Source organism: Hyphomicrobiales bacterium (genome assembly GCA_017642935.1).
Lineage (GTDB): Bacteria > Pseudomonadota > Alphaproteobacteria > Rhizobiales > MH13 > MH13.
Genome location: JAEPOK010000002.1, coordinates 304,379 through 323,753 on the forward strand (window position 1 = coordinate 304,379; position 19,375 = coordinate 323,753).

General features: G+C 59.7%; 17 protein-coding genes. 4 read left to right on the top strand and 13 right to left on the bottom strand.

Translation table 11 applies throughout. The annotated features are described in order from the left end of the window. Nucleotides 1-8: 8 nt before the first annotated feature. The gene (locus JJ917_10840; protein MBO6699316.1) at nt 9-941 is read right to left on the bottom strand and encodes an AEC family transporter; all 933 of its coding nucleotides are present in this window, start codon (nt 939-941) and stop codon (nt 9-11) included. A gap of 112 nt (nt 942-1,053) precedes the next feature. On the opposite strand from JJ917_10840, the gene JJ917_10845 reads away from it, so the two are divergent. Further along, complete coding sequence (locus tag JJ917_10845) at nt 1,054-2,313, top strand: hypothetical protein (GenBank protein ID MBO6699317.1); 1,260 nt, start codon at nt 1,054-1,056, stop codon at nt 2,311-2,313. 11 nt (nt 2,314-2,324) lie between these two features. Here the strand turns inward: JJ917_10845 and JJ917_10850 are convergent, their stop codons facing one another. After that, nucleotides 2,325-2,729 (bottom strand): GtrA family protein, encoded by a 405-nt coding sequence (locus JJ917_10850; protein MBO6699318.1) that lies wholly within the window; start codon nt 2,727-2,729, stop codon nt 2,325-2,327. Between the two features lie 8 nt (nt 2,730-2,737). Then, on the bottom strand, nt 2,738-4,276 hold the full coding sequence (locus JJ917_10855; GenBank protein ID MBO6699319.1) for a UbiA family prenyltransferase: 1,539 nt from the start codon (nt 4,274-4,276) through the stop codon (nt 2,738-2,740). Nucleotides 4,277-4,579: 303 nt separating this feature from the next. Between JJ917_10855 and JJ917_10860 the strand changes: the two genes are divergently transcribed. After that, nucleotides 4,580-6,244 carry an alpha glucosidase gene (locus tag JJ917_10860; protein MBO6699320.1) on the top strand — a complete coding sequence of 555 codons (1,665 nt, stop codon included), beginning with the start codon at nt 4,580-4,582 and terminating at the stop codon, nt 6,242-6,244. Nucleotides 6,245-6,263: 19 nt separating this feature from the next. Here the strand turns inward: JJ917_10860 and JJ917_10865 are convergent, their stop codons facing one another. From JJ917_10865 to JJ917_10885, 5 genes are all read right to left on the bottom strand, one after another. Next, nucleotides 6,264-8,102 (bottom strand): ABC transporter ATP-binding protein, encoded by a 1,839-nt coding sequence (locus JJ917_10865; protein ID MBO6699321.1) that lies wholly within the window; start codon nt 8,100-8,102, stop codon nt 6,264-6,266. Between the two features lie 127 nt (nt 8,103-8,229). Further along, complete coding sequence (ugpC, locus tag JJ917_10870; GenBank protein MBO6699322.1) at nt 8,230-9,330, bottom strand: sn-glycerol-3-phosphate ABC transporter ATP-binding protein UgpC; 1,101 nt, start codon at nt 9,328-9,330, stop codon at nt 8,230-8,232. A 97-nt stretch (nt 9,331-9,427) separates the two neighbouring features. Beyond that, nucleotides 9,428-10,591: a carbohydrate ABC transporter permease gene (locus tag JJ917_10875; protein MBO6699323.1), complete on the bottom strand. Its 1,164-nt coding sequence runs from the start codon at nt 10,589-10,591 to the stop codon at nt 9,428-9,430. Further along, complete coding sequence (locus tag JJ917_10880) at nt 10,591-11,823, bottom strand: ABC transporter permease subunit (GenBank protein ID MBO6699324.1); 1,233 nt, start codon at nt 11,821-11,823, stop codon at nt 10,591-10,593. The genes JJ917_10875 and JJ917_10880 overlap by 1 nt, the downstream gene beginning before the upstream one ends. A 117-nt stretch (nt 11,824-11,940) precedes the next feature. Next, nucleotides 11,941-13,293, bottom strand: coding sequence for a carbohydrate ABC transporter substrate-binding protein (locus tag JJ917_10885; protein MBO6699325.1), 1,353 nt, complete (start codon nt 13,291-13,293; stop codon nt 11,941-11,943). Nucleotides 13,294-13,590: 297 nt separating this feature from the next. Between JJ917_10885 and JJ917_10890 the strand changes: the two genes are divergently transcribed. After that, nucleotides 13,591-14,925: a beta-glucosidase gene (locus JJ917_10890; protein ID MBO6699326.1), complete on the top strand. Its 1,335-nt coding sequence runs from the start codon at nt 13,591-13,593 to the stop codon at nt 14,923-14,925. Nucleotides 14,926-14,934: 9 nt separating this feature from the next. On the opposite strand, the gene JJ917_10895 is transcribed toward JJ917_10890, so the two are convergent. The 4 genes from JJ917_10895 to cueR form a co-directional block, all read right to left on the bottom strand. Then, nucleotides 14,935-15,585, bottom strand: coding sequence for a porin family protein (locus tag JJ917_10895; protein ID MBO6699327.1), 651 nt, complete (start codon nt 15,583-15,585; stop codon nt 14,935-14,937). Between the two features lie 125 nt (nt 15,586-15,710). Beyond that, complete coding sequence (locus tag JJ917_10900; GenBank protein MBO6699328.1) at nt 15,711-15,941, bottom strand: hypothetical protein; 231 nt, start codon at nt 15,939-15,941, stop codon at nt 15,711-15,713. Next, nucleotides 15,938-16,321, bottom strand: a complete 384-nt coding sequence (locus JJ917_10905; protein MBO6699329.1) for a hypothetical protein — start codon at nt 16,319-16,321, stop codon at nt 15,938-15,940. Before JJ917_10905 ends, JJ917_10900 begins: the two co-directional genes overlap by 4 nt. 156 nt (nt 16,322-16,477) lie before the next feature. Further along, nucleotides 16,478-16,873: a Cu(I)-responsive transcriptional regulator gene (gene cueR, locus JJ917_10910; GenBank protein ID MBO6699330.1), complete on the bottom strand. Its 396-nt coding sequence runs from the start codon at nt 16,871-16,873 to the stop codon at nt 16,478-16,480. A 398-nt stretch (nt 16,874-17,271) separates the two neighbouring features. Here cueR and JJ917_10915 point away from each other — a divergent pair, with 398 nt between their 5' ends. Beyond that, the gene (locus tag JJ917_10915; protein ID MBO6699331.1) at nt 17,272-18,615 is read left to right on the top strand and encodes a tyrosine-type recombinase/integrase; all 1,344 of its coding nucleotides are present in this window, start codon (nt 17,272-17,274) and stop codon (nt 18,613-18,615) included. Here JJ917_10915 and JJ917_10920 read toward each other — a convergent pair. Then, nucleotides 18,612-19,367: an HNH endonuclease gene (locus tag JJ917_10920; GenBank protein ID MBO6699332.1), complete on the bottom strand. Its 756-nt coding sequence runs from the start codon at nt 19,365-19,367 to the stop codon at nt 18,612-18,614. The two genes, JJ917_10915 and JJ917_10920, sit on opposite strands and share 4 nt — an antisense overlap. Nucleotides 19,368-19,375 lie beyond the last annotated feature (8 nt).

Consider the following 19,375-nt stretch of genomic DNA (forward strand, 5'->3'; position numbering starts at 1 on the left):
CTGCTCGGCTAATAAAGGTGCGGCCAAAGAAAGAACCATCCGGTGACGGTGGCCGCCGATAGTACGGTGCCGACCGTCACGCTTTGCGCCATCAAAGGCGCGTTGCCGCCAAGCTGTCGAGCAAGGATGTAGGACGATGTCGCGCCCGGCACGATCGTGGCGAGAAGCCCCAGCGCGGTCAGTTCACGCGGCAAGCTGACAGCGAAAGCAAATGACAAGAAGAGCGCCGGCATCAGCAGAAGCTTAATCACGCTCGACGTGGCGATGGCGAACACCGATCCTTTGCCGGAGATGGGGCGCAGCCCCGCACCAACGGCAAACAAGCCCATGGCGATCGCGGCGGTGCTGAACCAACCAAAAGCGGTGTCCACAGGCCCCGGCCAATCGATCTGCAACGGGTTGATCGCCAGGCCAGCAGCGCAGGCCAGGATCAGCGGATTTGTCGCCAGCGCCTTAACCAAGGACGGCGCCTCGACGCCCTCTTCCGGAGCCCCATAGCGCGCAAGAATCGACACACAAAGAATGTTGATGGTGATGATCATCAGCGCCATCGGCACGGTGATGTTCTGCACGCCTTCAGCGCCATAGACCGCAAAAGCGAGCGCCAGGACGATGTAGCTGTTGAAGCGCACCGCGCCTTGAAACCCGCTGGTCGCCGACGGACCATCCAGACGCGAGCGCGTGTAGAAGATCCAGGCCAGGATCCCAACGGTCAGGTGCGTGCCGGCGAGCAGCAGCGCCAGTGTCCAAACCGAGGGATTATCGAAGCTCGCGGTTGAAAGGTTAGAGAACAGGAGTGTCGGGAAGAACACCACATAGGTGACGCGCTCAACGCCCGCGACATGAGCGTCGCTCACCAATCCAACCCGCCGAATGAGGAAGGCGAGGGCGATGACCAAGATGACAGGAAGGAGGGCCGAACCGACCACGGCAGGTGACATGGCTTCGCCCTAACCGATGCGCCCGGTGGGCGCAATTGCATGACCGTTAGGGCCACCTTTACTCCGCCTGCCTACCGTCACGTCATCACGCACTTCACCACGGGGACTGGCGATGCTTGGCACGCGCACACCTTTTCAATGGGTCATGCTGGCCTTAGCCCTATTGCTCGGGCTGGCGCTGGTCGCGGTTCTTGGCTTTCGCACGCTCACCGAGGCAAGCGGCACCAACTCCTATGCTCTGATCGCTGAAAGCTTTCTGACCGGCACACCCTGGGCCTCGGCCTGTTTCGACATTGACTGCGCCCAGTTCAAAGGCCGCACCTATATCGTCTTCCCACCCTTTCCGGGTGTCATGGCGATGCCGCTGGTGGCGCTCAATGGGATTGAAACGACCGGCTTTATGCTGATCGGACTGGCAGGGCTTATCCTCTCATTGTTCTTATGGAAGCGCATCTTCGATGCCTTCGAGATGGAAGGTGAGGTGCAAATCTGGCTGTTGATCGCGCTCGCCTTTGCCAGCCCGCTTTTCTATGTCGGCCTGCGTGCCGACGGCGTGTGGTTTTTCGCACAGATTGTCGGGTTTCCGCTGCTAACGCTGGCGCTGCACGAGGCGATCTATGGCCGGCTAGTGACCGCTGGAATCGCGCTCGGATGCGCCCTGCTTTGCCGGCAGATGTCGGTGTTTTACGCCCCGCTCCTGCTTTTGATCGCAATTGGGCCGTCGGCGCCTCTCTTTCGCATGGACTGGTACGATGTGCGCGAGCGGTTCGGCTGGGTTCTGCAGATTGGGATTCCTGTTGCCATCGGCCTCGCCGGCTACTTTGCCTACAATTATTGGCGGTTCGGCGATCCGTTGGAGACCGGCTACAGTTTCATCTTTTACGATTTTGCGCCCGATCCGGAGACCGGCGAGACGCCTGTGTTGACAGCGCGCGTGCGCGACCATGGGGTCTGGTCGTCGGCCTATGTGCTTTACAATGCGGCCTATCTGCTGGTGCAGGGCTTCGACATCACCTTCGACGCCGCCAAGAAGCTCAACATCACCGGGCTCGACAATGGCGGGACAAGCGTTTTTGCCGCCAGCCCTTGGCTGTTGTTCCTGGCCTTCACGCCATGGCGGCGACTGGCCCTGTTCTGCCTGCTGATTATCGCCGGGTTTGCGACGATGCTGCTCTTCTACCACTCCAACGGGTTCACCCAGTACAACACGCAGCGTTACATCTTGGATTGGCTGCCAGCGGCGTTGCTGATGCTGGCGTTGGCAAAAGACAAGCTTGCCGAACACAAGGATGTTCTGGCGCTGTTGGTGCTCTGGGGTATGGCGCTCAATGTGGTGACCGTTACCGTACTCGCGCTGACCGTCGGCGCCTAACCAATCAGCCTTTACGTGCGCTGCGCTTTGGCGAATGTGATGCGGCTGTGGCCAAGATAGTTGGCGACGGCGCCGACCGCGATGGCAGTGCCATGGGCAAATGCTTCCACATAGGCTGAAGGGCCAAAAATCCCGGCGCCAAGGCGTTCAAGGCCCATCGCCGTGCCCAAAACAACGCCTGCGCCTACAGCATTGACCAGCAGGAACGCAGGCACCTGCGCCTTCCAGTCCATGTGCTGACCCGGCCAAACTAGATGACGGTAGAGCAGGAAGCCTGCGGTCATGCCGATGGCGTACGCAACGATGATTGCCGGCTCAAAAGGCATGACGAACGACAGCCCAATACGCGCGAACCAATTGATGGCGGCGGCCGTGCCGCCGCAGAGCAGAAACCGGACAATGGCAGACGACTGGATGAGATGCGTCAGGCGATCCACGGCAGCGCCTCCAGTGCGAACCCGCCAAAGATCGCGCCGCCAAAGGCGAGGCCGAGCATCAGGCCAAGGGCGAGGCTTGCCTTGTCGTTGAGGGCAAAAGCGACAGGATCGTCGTCCAGCTCGCCGCGCTGGGACACCAACCAGATGCGCCCGAGCCAGAGAAAGAGCAGGATCGGCGTTGCCCACAAAAAGCCCGGCGCGGTGTACATGGCCGCGTGGAAGGCTTCTGCGGTGAGGTAAAGCGAGAAAAGCACGACGGCCGACATGGCCGCCGCCAGACCGAGCGCGAGAAGCATAGGCTCGTCGCGGGCAATGTAACCACGACCAGCCGTTTTGGTCTTACCGTGCAGCGCCATGCGCACCACTTCGGTATGACGCTTGGCGGTGGACAGTGATAAAAAGAGTGCCATGGAAAACACAAACAGCCAGGGCGAAATGACCGCGCCGATGGCAACAACGCCGAGAAACAGGCGAAGCGTGAACAGGGTCGCAAGGACCGCGACATCGAGGATCGGCACGCGTTTGACATGGAATGAGTAGGCCAGTGTGATCGCCGTATAGAGCGTGACCGTGGCGAAGACTGCCCAGCCCGCGGCAGCGGCAAGCGCGAACCCGGCTAGGGCAAGGACCGGCACAAGCATCAATCCTTCCCCAATGGGCAGAGCGCCTGAGGCAAGCGGACGGTTTCTTTTGGTCCAGTGACGTCGGTCGTCAGCCAGATCGAACAGATCGTTGAGCAGATAGGTCGCTGAGGCCACAAAGCCGAGGCCGAAAAAAGCAAACAGAGCGTCACGCCATGCCGCCAAATCGGTAGCCATGCCAGCTAAGAAAAGCGGAATGAAGATAAGGGCATTTTTCGCCCACTGCTTCACGCGCGCGGCCTTGATGAGCACACGGGCGGGATGCTTGGCGTCGTTGAGGAGCAACATGGGCTTGCCAAGCTGTGCTAAGGCCTTTGCGGTCTTCGGCTGCAAATTGACGCCTACGGCGCTTTGCGCGCGCGCCCAGACGACAAGATCGGCCTTGCTGTCGCCAGCATAGATGAAGCCTTGCGGGAACCGTTCGGCGAGGCGTTCAGCTTTTGAGGCACCCTTCAGGTTCTTGGTTCCATCGGAGGCGAAGACCTCGCCAATGAAGGCGAAGCGTTTGGCGACGCGTCGCGCCATCAACTCGTCCGACGCCGTCGCCAACACCACGCGGCGGCCACGGCGCGCCTCGCGTTCGGCCAACTCGACCACGCCATCGTGGGCCGGAATGGCATCCAGATCGTCGGGCGCATAGGGCGCAAGCTTTTGCTTCAGATAGGCTTTGCCGCGCGCCAGCCAGAGAATGGCTTGGAACAGGATAAACGGGTTACGGCGCAGCGCCGCCACAAAACACTCCACCAAGAGGTCGGAGCGCAAGAGCGTCTGGTCAAGATCAAGCACAAGCGGCTGATCGAGCGGCGCATTGTGCACCGAGCGACCATCATGCAGCGGGTCGTTGGCGGCCGCAGGGCGCAAAGATACGCTTTCAAGGGTGACCATTGTGATCCTGTCCCGGTCAGAAAAACCTAGCGGCACCCTGCCACGCGACACCCCAGCATTTGCCTGACAGGCAGCGTTAAGATCGCCCTAATCCGAGCTAGGGTTTCCGGTCGGTTTCCAGCTTCCTTCAAATGCGAGAGATCGGACTCAATCAGGTTCGACGAAAGACGTAGGTTAAGTTTCCGGAAGCGCTACCGAAACTCTTTGACAGTCGTACCTGCTTGCCGCAGGTTCGCCTTCTGCGCCGGGCTGGCATGACCTTTCAGCCCGCACGACTTGCTTCTCTTCGGATTGGAATCGCCGATGTTCGTTTCACCCCTTTCCTCCAGCGTGCACACCCGTCGCCAGCTTGGCGGCGACCCGGATTGGTGGCGCGGCGGCGTGATCTATCAGATCTATCCGCGCTCGTATTTGGACGTGAACGCGGACGGCATTGGCGATCTGTCCGGCATCACCTCACGGCTCGACTACATCAAGAGCCTGAACGTCGATGCGATCTGGATTTCGCCGTTCTTCGTCTCGCCAATGGATGATTACGGCTACGATGTTGCCGACTACAAGAATGTCGATCCAATGTTCGGCTCGCTTGAGGATTTCGACGCTCTTCTGCAAGCTGCACATGACCGCGACATTCGCGTGCTCATCGATCTGGTGATTTCGCACACCTCCGATCGTCATCCCTGGTTCCGCGAAAGCCGGGTGGATCGCAGCAACGCCAAAGCCGATTGGTATGTCTGGGCCGACCCGAAACCGGACGGCACACCGCCGAACAATTGGCTGTCGATTTTTGGCGGCTCGGCCTGGGAGTGGGACTCACGGCGCCGGCAATATTACTTGCACAATTTCCTGACCTCGCAGCCAGACCTCAACTTCCACAATCCCATCGTCCAGGAAGCGGTGCTCGACGCGGCCCGCTTCTGGCTGGAGCGTGGCGTGGACGGCTTCCGTCTCGACACGGTGAACATGTACTTCCATGACGCGGAGCTGCGCGACAATCCGCCCGTCGAAGAGGGGATGAAGGTCAACGGCATCCCGGAGCAGAACCCCTACGGTTTGCAGCAACCGATCTACAACATCACCCGGCCGGACAATCTGGTTTTCCTGGAAAAGATGCGCACGCTGCTGGACGAGTATCCAGCGACGACGACCGTCGGTGAAGTGGGCGCCGTGCTCGACATGTACGACACGCTGGCCGACTACACCGAGCAGGGCAAGCGCCTGCACATGGCCTACTCGTTCGATTTTCTGGATCGCCAGTTCTCAGCGGATTTCATCCGCCAGGTTGCCCAGCGCATGGAGAGCAACCGCAACAGCTGGCCGAGCTGGGCCTTCTCCAACCATGACGTCGAACGGGTGCTTAGTCGTTGGCAGCTTGGCCATGAGCAGGATCGGGCCGCGCCGCTGCTGATCGCGCTGCTGACCTCGCTTAAAGGCACGCCCTGCATCTATCAGGGTGAGGAGCTTGGTCTGACCGAGGCGATCGTGCCGTTCGAGAAACTGCAGGACCCCTACGGCATCCGCTTCTGGCCGGAGTTCAAGGGCCGCGACGGCTGCCGCACGCCGATGCCATGGAACCCCGCCGCGTCGAATGGCGGCTTTACAGAAGGCACGCCGTGGCTGCCGGTGCCGCCGGAGCATGTCGCGCGCGCCGTTTCAGTGCAGGAGGCCGATGATCGGATGCCGCTGCGCCATGTGCGCCGGTTCCTGGGCTGGCGCCGCGAACAGATGGCGCTGCTGCGCGGTTCGATGACGTTCCATGACACGCAAGGCGACGTCCTGGCCTTTACCCGCGACTATGAGGGCGAGCGCATCTTGTGCGTGTTCAATCTCGGCACGGCGCCTGGCAGCTTTGCCACCGGCGGCTTCGGCCCGATCAGCCCGATTGGCGGGCACGGCTTTGGCGGAAAGCTCGACGGCATGGGCATCTCGCTTGATCCGCTGGACGCGTTCTTCGCCACCTACACCTAATTGGTACTGGTTCGGCTGGCTAAGCCGTCAGCCGGCTGGTGCCGAACTGAAGATCGTGCAGCGCGGCGTAATGACCGCCATGGGCCATGAGCTCGTCATGGGTACCCTGCTCGACGGCGCGGCCCTGTTCCATCGCGATGATCTGATCAGCGCCGCGCACGGTGGAGAGCCGATGGGCGATGACCAGCGTCGTGCGGCCTTCGGAAAGCCGGGCCAGCGTCGCCTGGATTGCGTCTTCAGAATGCGCATCGAGTGCCGAGGTCGGTTCGTCGAGCAACAGGATCGGCGCGTCGCGCAAGAAAGCCCGGGCGATGGCGATCCGCTGGCGCTGACCGCCTGACAGCAAGGAGCCAAGTTCGCCCACCGGCGTCTCATAGCCGTGCGGCAGCGCAGTAATGAAGGTGTGGGCTTCTGCCCGGCGCGCGGCTTCTTCGATAGTGGATTGGTCGATATCCGGCAGACCAGCACGAATATTGTCGGCCACCGTACCATCGAACAGATACGCATCCTGCCCGACATAGGCCATGGACGCGCGCAAGGAAGACGACGAGAGGGTTTTCAGGTCCTGCCCATCGATGGTGATTTGCCCACCGTCTGGATCCCAGAACCTTAGCACCATCGCCATGACAGTGGATTTGCCGGCGCCCGACGCACCGACCAGCGCCGTGGTCTTGCCGGCAGGTGCGGTGAAGATCAGCCCCTGCAGGACAGCGTCCCCGCCAGGATGGTAGCCGAAGCTCACCTGATCGAAGGTGATCTGCCCTTTCTCAAGCGCAAAGGGCTTGCCAGTGCCGGCCTCACGCTTCGATGGCGGACGGTCGAGGAAGCCATACATCATACGCACGCCGACTAGGCCGGCTTCCAGCGGAACGCGCAGATTGGCGAGCTTGCGAGCTGGCTCGTAGGCGAGCAGCAAGGCCGTGACGAAGGAGAAGAACTCGCCCGGAGACTGGCCCTGTTCGATAACCCGGTAACCGCCATAAAAAATGACGATGGCGACCGCGATGCCGCCCATGGTTTCAACCAGCGGCACCGGCCGGGCCTGATAGATGGCGATCTTGTCGGCAGTCTTGCGCAAATCATCGATGGTGCCGCCGATGCGTCCGCCGAGTTCGTCTTCCATGCGGAAGGCTTTGACGATCCGGAAACCTTGGGCGGTTTCGCGTACATAGTTGCCTATCTCGGCGGTTAGCGAGACCTGGCGCTTGGCAATGCGGCGCACGCGACCCATCATTTTCTCGATCAGGAAGGCCATGATCGGCAGGGCCACGATCATCGAGAGCGACATGATCGGGTCTTGGATGATCATGACGATCAACAAGCCAATCAGCGACAGCACATCGCGTCCGGCGCCGGTGACAATGAGATTGAGGACTTGGCGGGCGGCGTTGGCATTGTTGGCGAAGACGGCGGCAATTTCCGCCGAAGGCTGACCCTGAACGAAGCCGACATCCTCTTCCAGGAGCCGCTTGAACATGCGGTTCTGTACATCGGCGACAATCGAATTGCCGATGCGGGCCATGATGACCATCTGGAAATACATCGACGCGCCCTTGGCGAGGTAAATCACCACCACCGCCGTGCCGATAAAGATCAGCCATTCGCGCGAACGGTTGATGAAGACCTCATTGATGAGGTCGCGCATCATGTAGGCGGTGAGAGCCGTGGCCGCCGCCGCGACGGCCATGAAGAAGAACGCTAACGCATAGCGCCCGACATAGCGTTTGCCGGTGTCGAGCAGCAGACGCTGCAAGACCTTCTGGCCGTCATCGCTGGCGACGGATATGCGCGTCGGCGCAGACGCTGTGCCAGGCATAGTGCCAGACTTGGTACCAGACATGGGGTCGGATGCGGTCATCACGCCCGCCTTAGGCCCCTGCGCGGCTCAGCGCAAGTTGGGGCAGGCCTTATCACGGTCACATGATGTATCAGAGCGTGGCGTCTAGCTGCTCATCGCCGGGCAACGCCACGCGCCACGTTCGCGCTTATTTGTAGAGGAAGCTGTGACCGTCCGCGTCGAACAGGTGCATCTTGTCGAACGCGCCAGTGAGGTTCAGCGTTTCTCCCTTTTTCACATGGGCAATGCCAGGGATCTTGGCGATGATGGAAGCTTCGCCTTGCGCGGCAGGCTTAAGGTACACAACCGTCACCTCGCCCAAGCGTTCGGAGTAAAGCGCTTCGCCGGAATAGATGACCGGGTCGCCTTCCTGGGCCACGACAAAATCTTCCGGGCGGATGCCGAAGGACACGGTTTCGCCGGCTGACGCATCGGTCTTGATCGGCACCACAACTTCCTCGCCATGGTCGAGCTTGATGGTCGTGCTGTCGCCACCGCTGATCACCTTGGCGCTCATCAGGTTCATTTTCGGCGAGCCGATGAACTGGGCAACGAAGGTGTTGCGGGGTTTCTCATAAAGCTCCAGCGGCGTGCCAACCTGACCGATGGTGTGCGTGACGTTGTTGAGCACAACGATGCGTGTAGCCAGCGTCATGGCCTCGACCTGATCGTGGGTCACGTAGATCATGGTCGAATTTGGCATGTCCTCTTTGAGCTGCGCGATCTCAATGCGGGTGTCGACACGCAGGGCCGCGTCGAGGTTGGAGAGCGGCTCATCGAAGAGATAGACCTTCGGGTCCCGGACGATGGAGCGACCGATGGCAACGCGCTGGCGCTGACCACCAGACAAGGCCTTGGGCAAGCGTTCCAGATACTCGCCAAGTTGAAGGATGTTGGCAGCCTTTTGGACGCGCTGGTCGATCTCATCCTTGGGCATTTTGGCAAGGGTCAACGCGAACGCCATGTTGTCGTAGACCGTCATGTGCGGATAGAGCGCGTAGGACTGGAAAACCATCGCAATGCCGCGCTTGGATGGCGGCACTTCGTTCATGCGCTCGTCGTCAATGTAGAAATCACCGCCGGTGATGCTTTCCAGCCCAGCGATCATCCGCAGCAGCGTGGACTTGCCGCAGCCCGATGGACCAACGAACACGATGAGTTCGCCGGTCTTGATATCGAGGTCGATATTCTTGAGGACTTCAACCTTGCCGTAGGATTTGGCGACGTCCTTTAAGAGTAGCGATGCCATGGTACTCTTCCCCCTGAAACTTTCTTATCGTTTGTTACGCAAACGCTCAGTGAGCGCGCTTGGGACTTATTGCCGGCGGCTTCCTCGCCGCCGGCTATTATTTGACCGAACCGGCGAGTAGCCCGCGGACGAGATATTTCTGCATCGCAAAGAACACCACGAGCGGAACGGCGATACTGACAAAGGCAGCCGTCGCGAGAATTTCCCAATTGCCGCCACGTGTGCCCAAGAGCTCCACGATCTGGTTGGTCATCACCGTGGTTTCACCCGTTGCGTCGATCAGGAACACCTTGGCGACGAGCAGGTCATTCCAGGTCCAGAGGAACTGGAAGATGGCGAAACTGGCGAGCGCCGGGAAGGACAGCGGCAGAATGATCTTGGTGAAGATCTGGAAATCCGTCGCGCCATCCACTTTGGCGTTCTCAATGATGTCCTTGGGCAGACCCACCATGTAGTTGCGTAAGAGATAGATCGCCAAGGGCAGCCCGAAGCCGGTATGGGCAAGCCAGGTGCCGAGATACCCCTTGCCAATACCGATCTCCAAATGCAGGCGGAGCAGCGGGATCAGCGCCAGTTGCAACGGCACCACGAGCAGCGCCACGACCATGGCGATCAGCAGCGCACGGCCGGGAAAATCCATCCAGGCCAGCGCATAGGCGGCAAAGGCTGCAACGACGATCGGGATGATCGTTGCCGGAATGGTGACGGTCAGCGTGTTGAAGAACGCTTTGGCCATGGAGTCGGTGCTGTCGCCTGACAGGAGAACCTGCTCATAATTGTCCAGCGTGAAGTCAGGTGGCGCGGTAATGGTCGCGAAGATGCGTTGACCGCGACCAGAGATTTGCTCGTCATTGCCGCTCCAGGCATAGTTGCCTTCAGCGTCGACGGTGATGGTTTCACCATCGCCGAGGTCGGCGGTGTCGCCCGCCTGGTACGTGTCGATCGCACGGGACGACACGCCCCATGCGCCAATGGTGGCTCCTGATGCTTCGTCATCAAAAACATTGCCAGCAACCAAAAATGTAGTGCCATCAGCGCCGCCGGCGACCCGGTTCTCATCGGGATCAGCGGTGCGGAAAACCACGTTTTGCTCAGCGGCGGTGAGCGAGGCCCACCAGCCGGACGAGTTGATCTGGTCGACCGTGCGGAAGGATGAAACAAGCAGGCCGACGGTTGGGAAAATCCACAAGAGCACGAGTGCAAGGGTGGAGAGTTGAACGGCCCAGGTAAGGCTCGATTTGGTTCCGGCAATAGCGGCCATCAGCGCATCTCCTTACGGGCGTTGTAGACGTTCCAAATGAGGATCGGACTGACGAGCAACATAATGATGATGGCACTCGCCGATCCAACGCCCCAATCATTGGCGCGGAACAGCTTGTCGAACATGTAGTTGGCAAGAACCTGCGTTTCCCATTGACCGTTGGTCATGGCGAAAACGATGTCGAAGATCTTCAAGACGACCAGCGTGATCGTCGTCCAGACCACCACGATGGTGCCCATGATCTGCGGCACCTTGATTTTGAAGAAAACCTCAAACGGGTTGGCGCCATCGACGATAGCCGCCTCAACGGTCTCCTCAGGAATACCGCGCAAGGCCGCCGACAAGATGACCATCGCAAAGCCGGTCTGGATCCAGATCAGAACAATCATCAAGAAGAAGTTGTTGTAGAACGGGATGGTGAGCCATTGCTGCGGTTCGCCATAGGGCAGTTCAGCGCCGAACAGGTTCAGCGTGGCGCCCAAGGCCTGAAACGCCAAAAACGCGCCGCCGACCACGAAGATGAGCCGGAGCAGCTGCATGAGGATGCCGCCGGTCTTGCCACCGGTGAAATAGGGTTTCACCAACAGATAGGCGACGTAAAGGCAGAGTCCGGCGAAACAGAGCAGGATGATCGCGGGCAGAAGCTTCAACATGATGAAGCTGCCCGAGCCGCCGTCAAACTGTAGCCAGACCGCGTTGAGCACACCGATCTGCGCCTGTTCTTCAGGCCGGGCGACGTAAATCAGTCGGAAGATCACTGCGGCACCAACGAAAGAGATCGCCATCGGCATGAAGATCAGCGATTTGGCAATGTTCCCCCAGGCGAGGCGATCGGTCAGCTGTGCGGCGAGCAGCCCAAAGGCCGTCGAAAAAGCCGGCACGACCAAGAGCCAGAGGAAGTTGTTGGTCAGCGCTTCCCAGAATTTCGGCTCGCTGAACATCTGATTATAGTTGGCAAGGCCGACGAAAGCGCCGCCGGCGTCGCGATCCGTCAGAGAGAGCCGCAGCGTCTCCACGACCGGATAGGCGAGATAAAGCCCCAGCGCGAAAATCGCCGGAAACAGAAACAACCAAGGCCGGACCATATTGGCGCGCGATATATTGCGCCCAGCATTCTTGCCCGTCGCCGGGAAGATGACTTTGTCCAGAAATTGGTTGGAGAAATAGAAGTAAGCGACGCAGCCGCCTACCCCGACAATGATCGTGATCAGACCCTGAATGGCCGGATTCATGGCTCCCCCTCCCCTTTTGATTTTTGGTTCTTATGGGGGCTGCCCAGCGGCGGATTGATGCCGCCGGGCAGTCCAAATGCGTCAGGCGTTAGCGAGCCTTAGGCTCGGCGCGCTGTCTTATTGCAGCGCTTCCCAGGAAGCCTGGATTTCAGCAGCAACCGCCGCCGCGTCGTCGCCGCCGGCATAGTCAACCATGCCGGTCCAGAACGAACCAGCGCCGACACCACCTGGCATCAGGTCCGATCCGTCGAAGCGGAAGGTGGTCGCCGAGAGAAGAATGTCGTTCATCTTGGCAACGGTCGGGTCGACGAACACATCGGTGTTCACGCCGGTGTGCGGTGTGAGGAAGCCGCCTTGGGCCATCCATACTTCGTGCGCGATCGGCGTCTGCATGAATTCGATCAGACCGTGGGCAGCAGGCGAGTCGTTGGTGATCGCCCACAGCGTGCCTGCGCCGAGAACCGGCGAACCGAGATCGGCTTCTTCATACGCTGGGAAGTAGAAGAAATCGACGTCTTCACCCACTTCGGTGCCATCAGGGAAGAAGGCCGGGATGAACGAAGCCTGGCGATGCATGTAGCACTGCGGCGGGGAGTCGAAGAGACCCTGCGGGCTGTCGCGGAAGTCGGTGGAGGCAACGGCGCCAGCACCACCAGCAACATAATCATCGTTGCGGGCGAAGTAGCCGAACTCTTCAATGGCAGCGACGATGCGCTCATCATCGAACGGAATTTCGTTGCTCACCCACTGGTCGTAGACGTCCGGTGTCTGGGTGCGCAGAAGCATGTCTTCCACCCAGTCGGTTGCCGGCCAGCCGGTTGCGCCGCCTGAACCCAGACCGATGCACCAAGGAGTCTCACCATCGGCGACCATCTGGTCGGTCAGCTCTTTGAGCTCTTCCATGGTTTCGGGCACTTCGTAGCCGGCATCTTCGAAGTTTTCCGGCGAGTACCAAACCAACGATTTCACATCGACTTTGTAGAAGAAGCCGAAGAGATTATCCTCGCCGCTGGCGTCGGCATAGGTGCCCAGATCAACCCAGGACTGACCGGCGGCATAGTTCTCGCGGATCCATTCGCCGGTGCCATCAGCCAAAGGTGTCAAGAAACCACGCGAGGCCATGTCGGAAGCAAGGCCGGGCTGCGGGAACACAGCAACGTTCGGGGCAGAGCCGGCTTCGGCGTCCACCATGATCTGCTGCTCAAAACTGTCGGAACCGACATAACGCACATCAGCACCGGTCGCTGCCGCGAAGTAAGCCAGAACGCTCTCTACAACAGCTTGGTCAGGACCAAGCCATGGGCCGAAGACGGTGAGCTGTTCGCCGGAAAAGTCGGCAGACGCTGAGAATTCTTCGTAACCGCCCCAGCTGAAGTCGCCGGAACCCGGTGCAAAGGTCAGGTCTTGTGCCGATGCTGATGTTGCGCCCATCACGGACAGGGCCACACCTGCAAGAAGCAGTTTTTTCATTGGTCTCTCCCTTTGTGCCGGGTCTAATGTCCGGCTTTAAATCCCGCCCATTCAGGCGCACTGAAAGCGCTTCCGGAATAGGTTAGCTCACCATCACCGTTCCTTCCTCATTCTGTCAAGCGATTTGCGCGAAACAAAAGCTGCGCCCTCTTCCCTTTGGGAAAGAAACGCCGCCAAGCGCCAAAGCGGTTTCAACTGTTGATCGCCTAGCGGCGCCCGGTTTTGTTTGCGTTTGGACCTTGGGCGCCCTATGGGCAGCGTGGTTTTGCCCACCCGACGCGCAAGGACGCTTCACCCATGACCTTTCCGCACGCCCGCGCTGATTTTCCCGACGGTTTTGTATTTGGCACCGCCACATCGGCTTATCAGATCGAAGGTCACCGCTTTGGCGGCGCCGGCCAAACACATTGGGACACGTTCGCCGCAACGCCGGGCAATGTGGTGCGCGGCGAGAACGGTGCGGTTGCGTGCGACCACTATCACCGATGGGCCGATGATCTTGACTTGGTGGCCGGTGCCAATCTCGACGCCTATCGGTTCTCCACCAGTTGGGCGCGGGTGATGCCTGATGGCGTGACGCCTAACCCTGAAGGCCTGGACTTTTATGACCGGTTGGTGGACGGGATGCTGGAACGCGGCATCAAGCCGATGGCCACGCTCTACCATTGGGAACTTCCCTCGCCGCTCGCCGACCAAGGGGGGTGGCGCAATCGCGACATCGCCGACCGGTTTGCCAATTTTGCCACCTGCATCATGGGTCGCATCGGTGACCGTATGCATAGGACCGCGCCGATCAACGAGCCCTGGTGTGTGGCTTGGCTTTCGCACTTCATGGGCCATCACGCGCCTGGCCTGCGCGACATCCGCGCCGCGGCCCGCGCGATGCATCACGTGCTGCTCGCCCATGGCAAGGCGACACAGGCGATGCGCGCTCTGGGGATGTCCGGGCTCGGCGCGGTGATGAACCATGAATATGCCCAGCCGGTCGACGAGAGCGAGCGCGCGCAAGAGCTCGCACAGCTTTATGACGGTTTCTACAATCGCTGGTTTCTCGGCGGCATCTTCAAAAAGGCCTATCCGGACGATGTGCTGGCCCATCTGGGCCCGCATATGCCCGAGGGCTGGCAGGATGATTTTGAGACGATTGCCCAGCCGCTCGATTGGGTCGGCATCAATTACTACACGCGCAAGCTGATCGGCCCGGACGGGTCCGACCAGTTTCCGTTTCTGGAAGAGCGCGATGGGCCGCTGGAAAAAACGGCGATGGACTGGGAAATTTATCCCGACGGCCTGCTGCACTTCCTGCGACACACGGCAAGCTACACCGATCTGCCGATCTACGTGACCGAGAACGGTTTGGCGTCCTACGATGTACTCAAAGATGGCGCAGATGGGGAGAAGGTGGTGCAGGACGATCAGCGCATCAGATACCTATCAGATCATCTCGACCGCGTAATACAGGCACTCGCCGAAGGAATCGATGTGCGCGGTTACACGATCTGGTCGCTGCTCGACAATTACGAATGGGCGCTTGGCTACGAAAAACGGTTTGGCCTGGTGCATGTCGATTTCGAGACCCTCGACCGCACGCCCAAAGCCAGCTGGCACACGCTGAAAGAGGCTTTGGCTTAGGCTCAGCAGCTAATAGCGATAAGACAGTCGTGCGCGCACCACGTCTTGGCTGTGCTCGCTTTGAAACGACGCGCCGAGAGTTAGGTTTTCCTTGGAAAAGTCGTAGCGCAGAAGCTCTCCGCCCAGGGCAATGTTGCGCGTTAGGCCCCACTCCACGCCAGCACCGATCACGTGGCCGTAGCGCGTGTCCGATGAGCTCGCCGTCGCCGAGGTCGTTTCGACACCGGCCACCGCGAGGCCGCCGGTTCCGTAGATCAGAAGATGCCCGAAAGCGTAGCCGACTCGGCCGCGTACCGAAGCGGACCAGGGAATGGAAATTTCCAGCGATGTTACGCCGACCCGCGGGCGGGTGAAGTTGGTCAGCGACGCATCACCCTCGATGCCCAGCACGACGTTGCTCACCTGCAGCGATCCGCCGGCGTGGACACCGCCCAAGAAGCTTTGTTTGTCTTCCAGCAAACCGTCGACATTGTCCCAGCTGTCAACAAAGCCAAGTCCGGCATGCACCCCGGAGTAGAACCCCGTCCAGCGTGGCGGTCCATCGCGCACGATTGTCGGCTGGGGTGCGGCCTGTTGGTAGGCGAGCTGGTCAGCAGCGAGCGCTGGCGTCGACAGGCAGGCTGAAGCAGCCAGCGCAAGCGAAAAAAGTGAACGATGCACGGTTGATGGCCCCCACGGCTTCGCTGCGCTCAGCGCGCAGCAAGTGCCCGTGATAAAGCCTCGTTCACCTTGATGGACCGTTCAGACCGTCAACAGCGCCCGTGCCGTAACGGAACAGGACGCTCCTACAACCCTTCTACCACCTGCTGCATGGCCGCGCTGAAGCCCGTTGTGGTGGGTGATCCACCCTCGGTGCCGCGTCCGCCGCCAAGGCCATGCCGCTGCAGCGCGTCGGACACTTCATTGAACCCACGTCCAGCATAGTCGCGCACCTGCCCAGCGACGTGGTTACGCCCGCTCTCAGCCAGCTGCTCAGCGTATTGCCGAACCGTCGAATCAGAGATCCAGTCGGTCAAATTGTTGCCGCCAAGCTGATCGCTGATCCAGGCTGGTACATCCGGCGGACCGCCAAGGCCTGCGGGGTGATCTCCACATCGCGGCTGCCCTTGGCCATTAGCCCATCAATGTGGAGATACCAAAAGAGACTGGCGGCTTGCGGGTCGTGGCGCCGCGAGTGACCATCGCCGGCGATACTGGTGAGTCGAAGTTCTGTACCGTCCTGTTCGGTCCTATTCGCGCCCTGGGCAAACGCTGACGTGAGGTTGAGCCGATCGCGGAGCAAGCATACTTCGGCGCCATCGAGAGCCAATCCCTTGCGCGCCACATCTTCGTGGATTGCCAGTCCACCTAGGAAGGTCAATCGAGCCTGGACATTCAGCGTGGTGGCAAGGCTCATTTCGCCGTCGGTCTGATCAACCAAATCTGAAAGCAGAAGTGCCGATTGATGGCCGCTATGGCCCTAAGGTCAAGGGCACGCTAGTCGGTAGATCGACACCACTCTGTGATGACCGTCACGGTTGCGCGGCACAAGCGAAGACAAGGGCGCCAGGTGCTAGGCTTGGGACTGGCCAGCCATATCGTTGAGGATTGGACAATCGGGACGATCGTCGCCCGCGCAGGTCTCTGCCAAGGTCGCAAGCGTGGCGCGCAAGGCCTGCATCTCGGCGAGCTTGGTGTCGATCTCGCTGATCTTTTCCAAGGTCAGCGCTTTGACGTCGCAGCTCGCCCGGTGGGTGTCGTCGTAGAGGGAAAGAAGCTGGCGACACTCATCGATCGTGAACCCCAGACCGCGCGCCCGCTGCAAAAAGGCCAGGCGATGCACGTCCTTTTCGGCGTAGTCGCGATAGCCATTGTCGGCGCGACCTGGACGAACAAGGCCGATTTCCTCGTAATAACGGATGGTTTTTGGCGGCAGCTGCGTGCGCTCTGCCGCTTCGCCAATGTTCATGGTGCAGTCTCCGGTTCGGCCGCAATCATGTCAAAGCCATCGTGCGGGAACAAGGCGCCGCGATCGCAAGCGATGGTGCACGCGCTGGGAAAGGTCCGACTTTTACAGTTGTCGCTCTCGGCGATCGCTTCGCAATCACCTGTCGCTTGTTCCGCCAATCTCAGGCGATTGGCTATGGCGCACCCGAGAGGATTCGAACCTCTGACCTCTGCCTTCGGAGGAATTAATAGCACCTATCCGAAACATGCGATAGAGCACGTCTTTATGCGATAATGCGTTGAAAGACGTTGTTTTTCTGAAGCGCTCCGCCGAAGTCTCTATCCGAATACAGGTCGCGATTTCCGCCCTACTGCTTACGCAGTGCTTACGCGGGACCGGCCGGAAAGGTGCGACTTCTCATGCCAAAACTCACCAAGCGCGTCGTGGACGCCGCCGAAGTCCGAGAAATGGATTACGTCATCTGGGATGACGAACTGCCCGGCTTCGGGCTGCGTGTCTTCAAGTCAGGAAAGCGCAGCTATGTTCTCCAATACCGGGCTGCCGGTCGATCGCGCCGCTATAGTATCGGCCTTCATGGCATCTGGACGCCGGATACGGCGCGGAAGGAAGCAAAAGTCCAACTTGGCAAAATCGCACAAGGCGAGAATCCGGCGGAGGCCAGGCAGGCAGATCGCAACGCGATTACTGTCAGTGAACTTGCCGAACGCTACATCGAAGCGATGGACGCGGGCCTTATCATGGGCAAAGGCGGTCGCCCTAAGCGACCATCGACGATCTACGTGAACAAAGGCCAGCTGCGTGGCCACATAATACCCCTCATAGGACAGCGCCGCGTTCAGGATCTGACCAAGGCCGATGTGACGAAAATGATGAACGACGTCATCGCCGGGAAGACTAAGGCGGTTAAGAAAACGAAGAAGCGTGGCAAATCCGTCCTGCGCGGCGGCCGAGGCACGGCCAGCAAATGCGTAGGTCTCACCGGCTCGATGCTCACTTATGCGATCAGCATGGGGATCATCGAACACAATGTTGCTCACGGGATAAGGAAGCCCAAGGATCAAGTGAGAGATCGCAGGTTGAGCAAGGACGAGTATCACAAACTTGGACGAATGTTGAAAGAAGCGGAGGAAAACGCCGACCTTGCTTGGACTGTCGGGATCACCCGCCTCCTAGCTCTAACTGGTTGCCGCCGCGGTGAGGTCATCGCCCTGAAATGGAGCGAAGTGGATTTTGAGAACAGCTGTTTGCGCTTGGAAGACTCGAAAGAAGGCGCTTCCGTCCGACCAATTGGTTTGCCGGCAATCGAGTTGCTGGAAGCCCGTCGCAAGACAGCGACGAGCGATTTCGTCTTTCCGGGCAAACGTGGGGCGGATACCTATGGCGGCCTGCCAAGGCAATGGCGGAAGATGTTCGGCGATTCCGAACTGTCAGACCTCACAGCTCACGTCTTGAGACACAGCTTTGCTAGCATCGCGAACGATCTCGGGTTTACCGAGAGCACAATCGCCACGCTTCTTGGCCATGCGACCCACTCAATCACGAGCAAGTATATCCACTCCCTCGATAGCGTACTCATCATGGCGGCCGACACAATCGCCGGTTACATAAATGGATTGCTCGAGGGAAACGAGTTCAAGCAAACCGCCTATGCGTTGGATCGAACATCCAGAACACAGGCCTTGGATCGTTTCTTGGCGCAAGCAGAGAGGCGTGAACCCAACGACGAGGCAGTTGCGATTTAAGACTTGGCCTTAATTCGCGCGCGGTGTTGCGCCAGTCTCGATCGGTGGTCATCTGTAAGCGGAATTTGCGAATGCCATCGCAGTTCATCACGTCCACGCTCGCTAAGGTTGGGAGAAAACTCCGGCGTTCCATCGTCTCCAAACGTTACAAGCCCTCGGTCAAATGCGGCATCCCAGAGGGCCGACAGCAACAAGCCGTTGTGGACGTCAAGTCGATCTGCATCGCTTTCGCATTCGCTCCAGGGAACGATGTGTGAAGCGCGAAGCAGTGCGGGGTCTGTTATTCCCGTCAAAGGACAACGGCCTTGCCAGTAGTCCATTAGGCTCTCTCTAAAGATGTTCTGTCCGATGCGCTGAACGACCAGGCGCTCCGCCTCTGTCGAGCGTGGAAGGTCCCTGACTTTTGTCTGAAAGGTGCGCAGCGGCCTATCCGGCAAACTCGCCGCCAGCCCGTAAACCTGCGGAAGAACCTCGTATAGCTCGCGAAGATCCTCAAATTGGAAACGAGCGAGGCCCGGACCGTCGACCGGCACTAGATTCAGGCGGATCTCCTCGATCACACCGCCATGGTCAAGCGCCAGGAACCAAGGACCTGACGCCCCTCTTGAGGCTAGCCAAATTGTTCCCTGCGCTGTCGTCGACTGAAATGCCGTCCATCCGTTGTCCTCTTCAAGCCGACGCCGAAAGCCGTGCCGCTCGGCCGCCTTCTGGCATTCGGTTGAGACGATGAAGGATTGTGGGCTTTCGATCATTTTCTCAC

What these genes read in the sequence shown, in the direction of transcription:
- JJ917_10840 (MBO6699316.1), bottom strand. Translation starts at nt 941, where the DNA reads ATGTCACCTGCCGTGGTCGGTTCGGCCCTCCTTCCTGTCATCTTGGTC.
- JJ917_10845 (MBO6699317.1), top strand. Translation starts at nt 1,054, where the DNA reads ATGCTTGGCACGCGCACACCTTTTCAATGGGTCATGCTGGCCTTAGCC.
- JJ917_10855 (MBO6699319.1), bottom strand. Translation starts at nt 4,276, where the DNA reads ATGGTCACCCTTGAAAGCGTATCTTTGCGCCCTGCGGCCGCCAACGAC.
- JJ917_10860 (MBO6699320.1), top strand. Translation starts at nt 4,580, where the DNA reads ATGTTCGTTTCACCCCTTTCCTCCAGCGTGCACACCCGTCGCCAGCTT.
- JJ917_10865 (MBO6699321.1), bottom strand. Translation starts at nt 8,102, where the DNA reads ATGACCGCATCCGACCCCATGTCTGGTACCAAGTCTGGCACTATGCCT.
- ugpC (MBO6699322.1), bottom strand. Translation starts at nt 9,330, where the DNA reads ATGGCATCGCTACTCTTAAAGGACGTCGCCAAATCCTACGGCAAGGTT.
- JJ917_10875 (MBO6699323.1), bottom strand. Translation starts at nt 10,591, where the DNA reads ATGGCCGCTATTGCCGGAACCAAATCGAGCCTTACCTGGGCCGTTCAA.
- JJ917_10880 (MBO6699324.1), bottom strand. Translation starts at nt 11,823, where the DNA reads ATGAATCCGGCCATTCAGGGTCTGATCACGATCATTGTCGGGGTAGGC.
- JJ917_10885 (MBO6699325.1), bottom strand. Translation starts at nt 13,293, where the DNA reads ATGAAAAAACTGCTTCTTGCAGGTGTGGCCCTGTCCGTGATGGGCGCA.
- JJ917_10890 (MBO6699326.1), top strand. Translation starts at nt 13,591, where the DNA reads ATGACCTTTCCGCACGCCCGCGCTGATTTTCCCGACGGTTTTGTATTT.
- JJ917_10905 (MBO6699329.1), bottom strand. Translation starts at nt 16,321, where the DNA reads ATGAGCCTTGCCACCACGCTGAATGTCCAGGCTCGATTGACCTTCCTA.
- cueR (MBO6699330.1), bottom strand. Translation starts at nt 16,873, where the DNA reads ATGAACATTGGCGAAGCGGCAGAGCGCACGCAGCTGCCGCCAAAAACC.
- JJ917_10915 (MBO6699331.1), top strand. Translation starts at nt 17,272, where the DNA reads ATGCCAAAACTCACCAAGCGCGTCGTGGACGCCGCCGAAGTCCGAGAA.
- JJ917_10920 (MBO6699332.1), bottom strand. Translation starts at nt 19,367, where the DNA reads ATGATCGAAAGCCCACAATCCTTCATCGTCTCAACCGAATGCCAGAAG.